This is a genomic window from Streptomyces sp. NPDC005878 (assembly GCF_040629815.1).
GTDB lineage: Bacteria > Actinomycetota > Actinomycetes > Streptomycetales > Streptomycetaceae > Streptomyces.
This window is the reverse complement of the sequence record NZ_JBEXWK010000010.1, coordinates 1-12,812: the sequence shown is the minus strand read 5'-3', so window position 1 is coordinate 12,812 and position 12,812 is coordinate 1. Positions and strand designations below refer to the sequence as shown.

The window sequence follows — 12,812 nt, the reverse complement described above, 5'->3', positions numbered from 1 at the left end:
GCGACGAGCCGACCCCCGGCCCGATCAGGGGCGGGGGGAACGGCGCGAGCAACCCACGACCGGCCGGCTGCCGAAGTCCGGGCCGATCAGGGGCGCGGGCAACGGCGCGAGCAACCCACGACCGGCCGGCTGCCGAAGTCCGGGCCGATCAGGGGCGCGGGGAACTGCGCGAGCAACCCACGACCGGCCGGCTGCCGAAGTCCGGGCCGATCAGGGGCGCGGGGAACTGCGCGAGCAACCCACCACCGGCCGGCAGCCGAAGTCCGGGCCCAAAAGGGGCGCACCCCCGGCAGCCCGCCGCAGGCGGATTGAGGCCGAGACACAATGACCCCGTGCGGTACCGAATCCTGGGCGCCACAGAGGCGCAAGACGACCAAGGCCACCCCCTCCCCCTCGGAGGGCCCCGCCTCCGCGCCCTCCTCACCACCCTCGCCGCCCACGCCCACCACGCCACCCCCCTCCCTCCCACCACCCTCATCGACGAGATCTGGCCCGAAGACCCCCCGCACGACGCCCACGCCGCCCTCCAGGCCCTCATCGGCCGCCTGCGCCGCGCCATCGGCCGTGACGCCGTCGTCTCGGAGGCCGGCGGCTACCGGCTCGCCGTCGACGCGCCGGAGAAGGACGTCGACCTGTTCGCCTTCGAGCACCGCACCCGCACCGGCGAACGCCGGCTCGCCGACGGCGACCCCGAGTCCGCCGCCGAGATCCTGCGCGCCGCCCTCGCCCTGTGGCGCGGCCCCGCCCTCGCCGACCTGCCCGACCGCACCGCGGCGGCCGCCCGCCCGGAGGCGCGGCGGTTCGACGCCCTGCGCGGCCGCATCGAGGCGGACCTGCGGCGCGGCGCCACCGCCCACCTCCCCGCCGAGCTCACCGCGCTGATCGAGACCCGCCCGTACGACGAACCCCTGCACGCCCAGCTCATCCGCGCCCTGCGGGCCGAGGGGCGTACGGCCGACGCGCTGATGGCGTTCGAGACCGCCCGCCGCACCCTCGCCGACTCCCTCGGCACCGACCCCGGCCCGGAGCTGACCGCCCTCCACCGCGAACTGCTCAACCCCGTCCCCGAGGCGCGGGGCAATCTGCGGCCCCGGCTCACCTCCTTCGTCGGACGCGAACCCGAACTCGCCGCCATCCGGCAGGACCTGGCCGCGCACCGGCTCGTCACCCTCACCGGGCCCGGCGGCTCCGGCAAGACGCGCCTGGCCGAGGAGGCCGCCGCCCCCGGCCCCGCCTGGCTCGTGGAGCTCGCCCCGCTCGACCACCCGGACGCCGTCCCCGGCGCCGTCGTCTCCGCGCTCGGGCTGCGCGAGACGACCCTGCTCGGACGGGACGGGCAGCCGCACCAGGACGACCCCCTCGCCCGGCTCGCCGACCACTTCGCCGCCGCCCCCGCCCCCACCCTGCTCGTCCTCGACAACTGCGAGCACCTCGTCGACGCCGCCGCGCGCCTCGCGGAGACGCTGCTGACCCGCTGCCCGGGCCTGCGCGTCCTCGCCACCAGCCGCGAACCCCTCGGGGTGCCGGGGGAGCGGGTCCGCCCGGTCGAGCCGCTGCCGCCCGACCCCGCGTACCGCCTCTTCACCGAACGCGCCCGTACCGTACGGCCCGACTTCGACCCGGCCGAGGACCCCGAGGCCATCGCCGAGATCTGCCGGCGGCTCGACGGGCTGCCGCTGGCGATCGAGCTGGCCGCCGCCCGGCTGCGGCTGCTCTCCCCGCGCCAGATCGCCGACCGGCTCGACGACCGTTTCCGCCTGCTGACCAGCGGAAGCCGGACCGTACTGCCCCGCCAGCAGACCCTGCGCGCGGTCGTCGACTGGTCGTGGGAGCTGCTGGAGGAGCGCGAGCGCGCGGTGCTGCGCCGCGCCTCCGTCTTCGCCGGCGGCTGGGACCTGCCCGCCGCCCAGGCGGTGTGCGGCCCCACCGACGACCTCGCCGCCCTGGTCGACAAGTCCCTGGTGGTGGCCGCCCCCGAGCCGGACACCGGCCAGATGCGCTACCGGCTCCTGGAGACCATCCACGAGTACGCCGCCGAGCGCGCGGCCGAGACCCCGGAGCTCCTCGCCGAGGCCGCCCGCGCCCACACCGCGTACTACCGCGACCTGGCCCAGGAGGCCGACCCGCTGCTGCGCTCGCGCGGGCAGCTCGCCTGGATCCGCCGCCTGGAGCGCGAGCTGGACAACATCCGGGCCGCGCTGCACCGCACCACCGCCACCGGCCCCGATCCGGCCGCGGCCCGGGACATCGGCCTGGCCATGGGCTGGTTCTGGTGGCTGCGCAACTACCGGGGCGAGGGAGTGGCGTGGGTGGACCGCGTCCTCGCGTGCGAGGAGGACGCCGAGGGGCCCGACGACCCGCGCTACTGGCCCCGGATGCGGCTCGCGCTGCTGCGGATCTTCCTGCTGGAGGAGTCCGGCGCGGCGGACCGGCTGCGCCGGGCCGAGACCCTGGCGGAGATGGACCGGCTGCGCGAGGCGTTCGGGCGCGGCGGCCCCCAGGCGGCGAGCTTCCCCGGGCTGCTGTGGCCGTTCGCCGCGTTCCTCACCCGCACCACCGCGCAGGTGCGCGACTGCGTCGACTCCGTCGTCGCCAACTGCCGCGCGTACGGCGGCGAATGGGAGATCGGCGTCAGCCTCATGTTCCGTACGCACATGGTCATCGACATGCCCGGCGGTGTCTGGGACATCGACGGCGACCTCGCGGAGCTGCGGACCCTGAGCCGTCGCGTCGGCGACCGCTGGATGCGCGCCCAGGTGGCCAGCGCCGCCGGGGAGGCCGCGATGATGCGCGGGCTCCCGGCGCTCGCCCGGCCCGAGTACGAGGAGGCGCTCGGCCTCGCCCGCGAGGTGGGCGCCCACGCCGAGGCACCGTTCCTGCTGGCCCGTATCGCCGAACTCACCTACCGCGCGGGCGACCTGGCCGGCGGTGCGAAGATCCTTGAGGAGGCCGAGGCGGAGGCCGTCCGCTACAGGGTCTTCGACACCCGCTCCTACATCCACTACCTGCGCGGCTGCATGGCCCTGGACGCCGGTGACACGGCCACCGCGCGCGCCGAGTGCGACGCGGGCCACGCGGAGAGCGCCCGCACCACCCCGCCGCCGCACTTCAGCGCCGTCCTGGAGGGTCTCGACGCGCGCATCGCGGCCGAGGAGAGCGGACCGGCCACCGGTGTACGGGGACTGGCGTCGGCGCTGCGCCACGCCGACGCGGCGGGCTGCGCCGAGATCCTCCTCGCCCACTTCGCGGAGGGCGCCGCCCGGCTCCTGCCCGACCTCGGGGAAGCCGTGCTCGCGGTACGGGTGCTGGCCGCCGCCGAGGCCTGGCGCGACGGCATCCCGCTGTGGGTCCCGGACCGCGCGGCCCTGGACGCCCTGCGCACCCGTCTGCGCGAGGAGCTGGGCCGGGCCGCCTACGAGGAGCAGCGTGCGGCGGGTTCCGCGCTCACCGCGCTGGAGACCGCGGAGCTGCTCGAAGGCGTCGTCGGCGGCGGTCACGGGGACTGACGGCCTGGCTTCGAACCCCGGTCCCGGTCAACGGCAGTTGATGACCGACTTCGCCCAGTCCGCCAGCGCCACCGAACCGAACGGCGTGTGCGGGTCGACCACCAGGCGGATCGCGCGGTGCCCGGTGAGGTCGGCGTGGACCGGCACCGCCGGGTCCCCGCCGTGCATCACGGGCGAGCGCCACAGCAGTGTCCGGTCGCCGTAGACCGAGAACCGCACCGCGCCCAGGCCCAGGGTCAGGTCGTCGACCCCGGCGAACGCGTCGTAGCTGGAGCACTTCCGGTTGAGGTCGATGGTCACGGCGGAGCGGGCGTGCACGGTCACGCCGTGGCCGTACGGCTTGCCGTCGATCGCCAGGCCCCAGCGCTGCCAGAGCCAGCTGGACGAGCCGAGCCGCACCTCGGGCTTGGTGTGGTCGCCGAACGTGCCGTACTGGAGCCGGTTGACCTGGTAGACCGTCGCCGGGGGCGGTGGCGGTACCGGAGGCGGCGTCGGCTTCGGCTGGGGCGGCGTGGGCTTCGGTACCGGCTTGGGCGCCGGGGGCTTCGGCACCGGCTTCGGCCGGGGCTCGGGCGGCGCGGGCTTCGGCGGCCTGGGCACGGGCTTGGCCCGCGGGGGTACGGGCGCGGGCGGCGCCGGGGGTTTTGGCGCGGGGGTGGGCGGCGGCTTGTGGGGGACCATCGGCACCACGGCCGGCGGCTCGGCCTCGGGCTTCGCGACCGGCTTGCCGTCGCCGCCGGTGAGGGCGAAGACCACGCCCGCGGCGACCGCCACGGCGACCGCGGCCGCGATGCCGGCCTTGGCGGGGGCGCCGAGCCCCTCGGAGGCGACGGCCCCGCCGGCCGCGCCCCCGGACGAACTCCCGCCCGTGGCCGCCGCGGCGGCACCGGCACCCGCCGCACCGGCGGCGCCTCCCGCCACGAGCCCCGCGGCCTTGAGCGAGTACCCGGCGGCGAACCAGCCGACCACCGCGACCGGCAGCAGCGCGGGGATCCCGGCGTTGACGTCCCTGAGCTCGACGACCGCGACCCGGCACTTGCCGCACTCCTCCAGGTGCTTGCTCAGGCCCCGCTCGGCCCGCACCCGCAGTCCGCCGCGCGCGTACGCCCCGAGGCGGTCGGCGTAGCGGGCGCAGTCACCGCCCTCGGTGAGCGCGGTGGAGACGTGCGCCTGGAGGTACGCCTGCTTCAGACCCTCGCGGGCGCGGCTGGCCAGCACCGCCGTGGCGTTGGCGGAGAGCCCGAACAGCGGGGCGATCTCGCTGGGCGACTCCTCCTCGACGGTGGTGTGCCACAGCACCGCCTGCCACCGCTCCGGCAGCGACCGGAACGCCTGCATGGCGAGCGACTGCTCGGCCTCGTGCATCGCCCGGACGTCCGCGCCGAGGTCGACCGTGTCGTCGTCCCTGCCGTCCGAGGTACGGGCGGCCTGGTCGGCGAAGAGCGCGAAGTCCTCGACCAGTTGCTCGCGCTTGGCCGTCTTCGTCCAGGAGGCGGCGACGCGGCGCACGGTGGTCATCAGATACGCGCGCACCGCCTGCTCGGGCCCGGCGCCGCCGCGCACCGCCTGGAGCGTACGGGCGAAGACCTCGGCGGTGAGGTCGTCGGCCGTGTACGCGTCCCGGCAGCAACTGCGGGCGTACCGGCGCACCGCGTCCGAGTGGCGGCGGAACAGCTCCTCGTACGCGGTGTCGTCGCCGCCGCGCATGCGCTGGATCAGCTCGGCGTCGGCGGTGGCGGACCCGGACCCGGTGACCCGCTCGCGCTGTGGCGGAACACCGGGCACGGCCTCGGCCGGAACAGCGGACGGGACGGCGACCGGAGCAGCCGGGTCGGAGGGGCCGGCGGGGTCGGCCGGACCGGTCGCGCCAGTCACGTCGGCTGCGTCAACGACCGTGCTCTCGGGCCCCCTTGCGGGTCCCCACGGACCCGCGTCACCGACGGGGCTCTCGGCTTCCCTTGCGGGTCCCCACGGACCCGCGTCACCGGCGGGGCGCTCGCTCTCTCCTGCGGGTCCCCACGGGTCCGCGTCGCCGACCGGCTTCTCGGGCTCCCGTACGGGTCCCCACGGGCCGGGCAGTACGGTGCCGCCGGGCTCGCCGCTCTCGGTGTCCGGCCGGTGGGCGCGGCCCGCCTGGCCCGGCACCCGCGCGGAGGGCGTGCCCTCCGGCTCCGTGCCGCTGCTGGCGCCGAGCTCGTCCCGCCCCTCAACGTTCATCGCGGAAAGCCCCCGTCAGCACGCTCAGACCCGACCACGCGCCAAGCGTCCCACAGAGCCCCGCACCCCAGCAGCCCGCCCGCTGCCAACCACCCGTTAGGGGAACCCGCCCCGCACGGGGCGGGTCCGCACCCACGGGCCGCGCCTCACACCGGGCGCGAACGCAGCCCTTCGAGCAGGATGTCCAGGAGCCGGGCGGAAGCCGCGGCCTGCTGGTGGGGATCGGGCAGCGACGGCGCCGCGGTGGCTATCACCAGCAGCACGTCGGCCACGGTCACATCGCGCCGCAGCTCACCCGCCTCACGCGCCCGGTCCACCAGCTGCCCGACCACCGCGAGCAGCTCGGCCGCCCCCGGGTCGTCCAGCTCGTCCGCCGGCGCCGTGCGCGGCTCGACGACCCGCAGGTCGGGCACGCCGGACCCGCCGGGCATCCCGGCCTGGCGCTGCTGCGGCACCCGTACCCCGGCAGCGGAGCCCGCCGGGTCCAGCGACTCCACCGGCTCCAGCACCGGCACGCCGCCCGCGACACCCCCGGCGCCCCCGACAACCGGCGACTCCTCGGCGTCCACGTCCACCCCGACGCGCAGCACCTGCGGCGGCAGCAGCCGCCCGGCGCCCGACGCCACCGACGTCCGCAGGAACCGGGAGAGCGCCGACCACGGCTCCTCCTCCTGGCCCAGCGCGGTGCGCGCCTGGTCGGTGAGGCGCGCCGTCTCCTCCTCGGCTATCCGCCGGACCAGCACGTCCTTGCTCGGGAAGCGCCGGTAGACCGTGCCCACGCCGACGCGCGCGCGACGGGCCACGTCCTCCATGGGCGCCCCGTACCCCAGCTCACCGAACACCTCGCGCGCGGCGCGCAGCACGTGCTCCAGATTGCGCTGGGCATCCACCCGCAGCGGCGCGGAGCGGGAAGCGGAAGCGCTCCCACCACCGCCCACACGACCATTGCCGTCCGCCGACGCGACGACGGCGGACTGCCAATGAGAGTCCTGAATATGCATAACCGTTCCCCCGGTAATGACGTCTCCCCCCGGAGACTCCCCGCCCTGACAGTCGGGTGGCCGGACCCGACACCCCGACGAGGTACGAACATAGTTGAGCCGGAGTCAATTCAGAAGGGGGTTGTTCCGCACGGTGTGCCCCCCGATCGGAGCAAGGGCCGGAACCTTCCCGATTCGGCCCCCTGCGCCACCCCCATCTCCCAGCCCTGACCTGCACATTCACGCCGGACGGCGAGAAATGGCCCGACCTGTTCCGGCCACATCCGTCAGTCACACAATTTGCCGGGCCTGTGGACAAACACCCGCGTCCGTTGCCTCATGGGATGGTGAAGGCTGCGATCAATCGGGGGTCGAGCCCCGAACCACCGCCCGGCACCCGCATTCTCGTCGTCGGCGGCGGCTACGTCGGGATGTACACGGCGCTGCGTCTCCAGCGCGAGCTCAAGGCGCGTCTGCGCGACGGCCGGGTGGGCATCACCGTGGTGGCCCCGGACCCGTACATGACGTACCAGCCGTTCCTGCCGGAGGCGGCCGCCGGGTCCATCTCGCCCCGCCACGTCGTCGTACCGCTGCGCCGCGTCCTGGACCGCTGCCACATCGTCATCGGTGAGGCCCGGCGCATCGACCACGCCGCGCGCACCGCCACCGTCGCCACCCTCGCCACCGAGGAGGAGGGCGGCGGCCCCATCGAGATCGGCTACGACGAGCTGGTCCTGGCACCCGGCTCGATCTCGCGCACCCTGCCGGTCCCGGGGCTCGCGGATTACGCCATCGGCTTCAAGACCGTCGAAGAGGCGATCGGCCTGCGCAACCACGTCATCGAGCAGATGGACATCGCCTCCTCCACCCGCGACCCGGCCGTCCGCGACGCCGCCCTCACCTTCGTGTTCGTGGGCGGCGGCTACGCGGGCGTGGAGGCGCTCGCCGAGCTGGAGGACATGGCCCGCTACACCGCCCGGTACTACCACAACATCAAGCCCGAGGACCTGAAGTGGATCCTCGTGGAGGCCAGCGACCGCATCCTGCCCGAGGTCGGCGAGGAGATGGGCCGGTACGCCATCCGCGAGCTGCGCGGCCGCAACATCGACGTACGGCTCCGGACCCGCCTGGACTCCTGCGAGAACCGGGTCGCCGTCCTCAGCGACGGCTCCCGCTTCCCCACCCGTACGGTCGTGTGGACCGCGGGCGTCAAGCCCGCGCCGCTGCTCGCCGCCACCGATCTGCCCCTCAACGAGCGCGGCCGCCTCACCTGCACCGCGAAGCTCCAGGTGGAGGGCGCCGAGCACGCCTGGGCGGCCGGGGACGCCGCCGCCGTGCCGGACGTGACGTCCGAGGAGAAGGACAAGGAGTGCGCGCCCAACGCGCAGCACGCCGTGCGCCAGGCCAGGACGCTCGCCGAGAACGTCGCCGCCTCCGTGGAAGGACGCCCCCTGCGCGAATACGCGCACAAGTACGTGGGCTCGGTCGCCTCGCTCGGCCTGCACAAGGGCGTCGCCCATGTGTACGGACGCAAGCTCAAGGGCTACCCGGCCTGGTTCATGCACCGCGCCTACCACCTGAGCCGGGTGCCCACCTTCAACCGCAAGGCGCGCGTGCTCGCCGAGTGGACGCTGGCGGGCCTGTTCAAGCGGGAGATCGTCTCGCTCGGCTCGCTGGAGCACCCGCGCGCCGAGTTCGCGCTCGCGGCGGGCGCCGGACCGGCCGGGCCCCCTGGACCTGGCCCCGGACCCGGGCCGAAGCCGCGCCCGGAGCCGGGACCCGAGGAGCCCGGCACCAAGGAGAACTGACGTTGTCAGTGCGGTCCGTCACACTGGACGTGTGACCATAGGTGGGCCCACACCTGCACAGAGTGACCCAGCAGCCAGCGACACACGAGGCCAAGAGATCCGTGAACTTCACGCGTTGGAGCGCCCGGCTCCCCGGTACGCAGCGGCGCGCCGCCGCACGGACCGACCGGGGCTCCGTGCCCGCCGCGCGCGGTGAGTCCGGCCCGGGGACCGACACCTGGCCGGACGGGGACGAGGCGGACCGCCCCGCGCCCGTCCTGGAGGAGCTGTCGGTGCGCCGGCTCCTCGCCCAGATCCCGGCCCTCGCCGCCCTGGTCTACGGCCCGGAGCACCGCGTGGCGTTCGTGAACGACGCGTACGCCGCCGCCTTCGGCCCCCGCCCCGTCGGCGCGCCCGCCGCCAAGGCGCTCCCCGAGCTGGACGAGCTGGGCCTACTGCCCCTGATGGACCAGGTCCTGCGCAGCGGCAAGCCGCGTACGGTCAAGTCCCGCAAGACCCAGGGCGGCGGGTCGTACACCGTCACCTGCACCCCCGTCGAGATCCCCGCGCACGGGGACGGAGCCGGCGGGGTGCTCGTCTTCGCCGCCGACGTCACCGACCACGCCGAGGCCGCCGAGCGGCTGCGCGCCAGCGAGCGCCGGCACCGCGAGACCGCCGTGACGCTCCAGCGCTCCCTGCTCCCGCAGGAGCTGGAGCAGCCCGACGACCTGCGGGTCGCCTGCACGTACCAGCCGGGCGGCACGGACGCCGCGGTCGGCGGCGACTGGTACGACGTGATCACCCTGGGCGCCGGGCGCACGGCCCTGGTGATCGGGGACGTGATGGGGCGCGGGGTGCGCGCGGCGGCCGTGATGGGCCAGCTCCGCACGGCGGTGCGGGCGTACGCCCGCCTGGACCTGCCCCCGCACGAAGTGCTCCAGCTGCTCGACGGCTTGGCCGCCGAGATCGACGCCAGCCAGATCGCCACCTGCGTCTACGCGGTCCACGACCCCAACGAGGGCCGCCTGGAGTACGCGTCGGCGGGCCATCTGCCCCTCCTCGTACGCCACGCGGACGGCAGCGTGCACCGCGCGGCCGACCCGACCGGACCCCCGCTGGGCACCGGCGGCTGGGTGCACACCTCCGGCACCATCGCCCTGCCGCCCGGCGCGACCGCCGTCCTCTATACGGACGGCCTGGTCGAGCGCAGGGGAGAGGACATCGACGAGGGCGTCGCCGCCCTGGAGCGCGCGCTGTCCGGCGCGGACGGCCCCCCGCAGGTCGTCTGCGACCGGCTGATCCGTGCCCTGGGGGTGACCGCCGAGCACGACGACGACGTGGCGGTCCTGGTCCTCCAGCATCCCGCGCGCAGCGGCCCGGACGCCGAGCTGTTCCACAACGCGGCGCTCGACCTGCTCGGCGGCGTCGAAGCCGCGCCACGCGCGCGTGCCTTCGCCTCCGGGGTCCTGGCCTCCTGGCGCTTCCCCATCGAGCTGCGCGACCTGGGCGTCCTGGCGGCGAGCGAGCTGGTGGCGAACTCGCTCCAGCACGGCACCCCGCCGATGCGGCTGCGCCTGCGCCGCACCGACCGCCGTCTGATCATCGAGGTGACGGACGGCGACGACCATCTGCCGCGCCGCCGCCGCGCCGAGCCCGGGGACGAGTCGGGACGAGGTATCTCGATCGTCGCGACGATCGCCTCGTCCTGGGGTTCGCGCCGCACACCGGGCGGCGGCAAAGCGGTGTGGTGCGAGTTCGCCCTGCCGGACTGAGGCCGGCGGGCAGCCCGCCCCGGCCGGGGCGGGCAAGGCGGCTCAGGCCGCCGCGCCGACCTGCTCGCTCCGGTGCACCGCGACCACCCGCGACGGAGCCGCGAGCGCCGGCTGGTCCTGCGCGGGCGTCAGCCTCCGGCCGAGCCGCAGCGCGAGGATGGTGATCCCGAGCGAGAACAGGATGAACGTCACGATGTACGGGCCGTGCAGCGTGGCCCCCATGGGCCCGCCCACGAACGGGCCGAGCGCCAGCGCCATCTGCTTGACCAGCGCGAACGCCGAGTTGTACTGACCGACCATCGCCTCCGGCGCCAGGTCCGCGACCAGCGGCGCCACGGTCGGCGACAGCATCGCCTCACCGAGCCCGAAGAGCGCGTACGTGGAGACGAACGCGGCGGTCGCCATGGTCTGGCTGCCGTGGCCGAGCCCCGCGTACCCGGCGAAGAGCCAGGCCACGGTCCAGATGAGCCCCACGGCCGCGATGACGCGGCTGCGGCGGCGGCGCTCGACGAAGCGCAGCACCAGGAACTGGGCGACCACGATGACGGCCGTGTTGGCGGCGAGGGCGAGGCCCAGGGCCGACGGGTCGATCCCGGCGGCCTCGGTGCCGTACGCCGCGAGACCCGACTCGAACTGCCCGTAGCAGGCGAAGAACAGCACGAACCCGAGGGCGCAGAGCTGGAGCATGGCGCGGTGCCCGAGCACGGCCTTCAGACCGCCGCCGCTCCGGCCGCCCTGGGGGCGGGCGTCCGCGATGGCCGCGTTGCGCGGCAGCTTCACGGACAGCGCGATCGCGGCGAGGACCAGGAACATCCCGGCCTCGATGGCGAAGAGCAGGGTGAAGGACGCCGGACGGCTCTCGTCGACGATCTGGCCGCCGAAGAGCCCGCCGATGCCGAGCCCGAGGTTCTGCAGGAAGAACTGCAGGGCGAAGGCGCGGGTCCGGGAGGTCGGCCCCGAAGACCACACGATCATAGTGGCGAGCGCCGGCTGCATGACCGCGGTGCCCGCGCCGAGCAGGGCGGCGGAGCCGAGGACGGTCACCAGGCTGTTCGCGAGCCCGAGGCAAAGCGCGCCCACGGCGGCCGTCACGGCGGCGCCGACCAGGACGGGCAGGGGGCCGCGCCGGTCGATGACCCGGCCGGTGAAGAGCAGCGCGACCAGCGCGGCCAGGGCGAAGACGCCGAGGACGATCCCGGCCCAGAAGGAGCCGAGCCCTCGCACCGTCGCCACGTAGAGGTACAGATACGGAACGGTGAACCCGAGTCCGAACGCGCTCAGCGCGTTCCCCGCCTGGATCCGGCGCATCGCCGCGCCCATCACCTTGGTCACACTCACCACCTTGAGATCTCGAAGTGGAAGTACTCGAACCTGAAGGACTCAGATGCGAAGACTTCAACACTAAAGTTAGAACCTCAACAATACACACTCAAGGACTTAGACGCCAACGCGTCCCGTGCGATACTCGCGGCATGGCTGAGACCACCGAGCGCGGCGGGCCCACCGGCCCCGCCGGCCCCGAGGAGCCGACCCTCGACGAGCAGATCGCGGCGTACCAGCGCGAGTTCCGCGACCTCGACCCCCAGGTCGAGAAGGTCGTCTCGGCCCTGGGGCGGCTGAACCGGCGGATGAACGTGGCGTACGGACGCCAGGTCGCCGCGCTGGGCATCAGCAACGCCGAGTGGGAGGTCCTCAAGACCCTCGTCCTCGCGGGCAAGCCGTACCGGCTGGGCCCGGGCGAGCTGGCCAAGCGCCTCGGCCTCACCCCGGCGGCCATGACCCACCGCATCGACCGCATGGCGGGCGAGGGCCTGGTCACGCGCGACCGCGACGAGAGCAACCGGGTGCGGGTCATCGTCGAGCTGACGGACGAGGGGCGTACGAAGTGGCTGGAGGCCATGGAGATGGCCACCGACTTCGAGGAGGATCTGCTCCAGGACCTCACCCCGGACGAGCGGGGGGCGCTCGGCGAGATGCTGATCCGCCTGCTGCGCCGGGTGGAGCACGCCCAGCCGGACGCGGGCGGACGCCTCACCGACCTGGACTGAGGCCGGACTTGAGGGGGGTTGACACTGCCCTTCCCCGCGCGTAAGGTTCTTCGAGTTGTCACGGAGCCGGAACGGTTCTGCGGCAGCCGTCCGCCGCAGATCTGCGGCAACCCAACTCCGTACGACCTCCCGATCGGGATGAATTTCGGCATGCCGAATTCTTTTCGAAGGGGGCCGGATGGACTGGATGGATCGGCCGGCTCGATTAGGAGCCGCCCGGGAGATCCGCTAGGGTTTGGGACGTCGGAACGGCCCAACAGCCGGGAAGACAAACCGACTTGGTCCGGGAGACCGGAAATCAGGCCCGAAAGGATCTGATAGAGTCGGAACCGCCGGAAGGCCGAAAGGTCGGAAAGCGAATCCCGCCGACAGGGAAATCGGACACGAAAGAGTCTGATAGAGTCGGAAACGAAGGAAGCGCCCGGAGGGCCCGGAAACGGGAACGAAGGAAGCGTCCGTACCTTGAGAACTCAACAGCGTGCCAAAAGTCAACGCCAGATTG

7 protein-coding genes are annotated in these 12,812 nt (G+C 74.3%); 4 read left to right on the top strand and 3 right to left on the bottom strand.

Annotated elements, in window-relative coordinates:
- Positions 1–332: 332 nt before the first annotated feature.
- Positions 333–3,506: a BTAD domain-containing putative transcriptional regulator gene (locus tag ABZ404_RS17295; RefSeq protein WP_358837531.1), complete on the top strand. Its 3,174-nt coding sequence runs from the start codon at positions 333–335 to the stop codon at positions 3,504–3,506.
- Positions 3,507–3,533: 27 nt separating this feature from the next.
- Here ABZ404_RS17295 and ABZ404_RS17290 read toward each other — a convergent pair whose 3' ends face one another.
- Both ABZ404_RS17290 and ABZ404_RS17285 read right to left on the bottom strand, forming a co-directional pair.
- Positions 3,534–5,213 (bottom strand): sigma-70 family RNA polymerase sigma factor, encoded by a 1,680-nt coding sequence (locus ABZ404_RS17290; protein WP_358990551.1) that lies wholly within the window; start codon positions 5,211–5,213, stop codon positions 3,534–3,536.
- Positions 5,214–5,869: 656 nt separating this feature from the next.
- Entirely contained in the window at positions 5,870–6,724 is an 855-nt protein-coding gene (locus ABZ404_RS17285; protein WP_358837428.1) for a helix-turn-helix domain-containing protein, read from the bottom strand.
- A 323-nt stretch (positions 6,725–7,047) separates the two neighbouring features.
- On the opposite strand from ABZ404_RS17285, the gene ABZ404_RS17280 reads away from it, so the two are divergent.
- Together ABZ404_RS17280 and ABZ404_RS17275 are read left to right on the top strand one after the other, a co-directional pair.
- A complete protein-coding gene (locus tag ABZ404_RS17280; RefSeq protein WP_358837427.1) occupies positions 7,048–8,511 on the top strand; it encodes an NAD(P)/FAD-dependent oxidoreductase in 1,464 nt (487 codons plus the stop codon).
- Between the two features lie 101 nt (positions 8,512–8,612).
- Entirely contained in the window at positions 8,613–10,262 is a 1,650-nt protein-coding gene (locus ABZ404_RS17275) for a SpoIIE family protein phosphatase (RefSeq protein WP_358837426.1), read from the top strand.
- Positions 10,263–10,304: 42 nt separating this feature from the next.
- Here the strand turns inward: ABZ404_RS17275 and ABZ404_RS17270 are convergent, their stop codons facing one another.
- A complete protein-coding gene (locus ABZ404_RS17270) occupies positions 10,305–11,582 on the bottom strand; it encodes an MFS transporter (protein ID WP_358990548.1) in 1,278 nt (425 codons plus the stop codon).
- A gap of 152 nt (positions 11,583–11,734) precedes the next feature.
- Here ABZ404_RS17270 and ABZ404_RS17265 point away from each other — a divergent pair, with 152 nt between their 5' ends.
- The gene (locus ABZ404_RS17265; RefSeq protein WP_358837786.1) at positions 11,735–12,310 is read left to right on the top strand and encodes a MarR family transcriptional regulator; all 576 of its coding nucleotides are present in this window, start codon (positions 11,735–11,737) and stop codon (positions 12,308–12,310) included.
- The last annotated feature ends 502 nt before the right edge of the window (positions 12,311–12,812 follow it).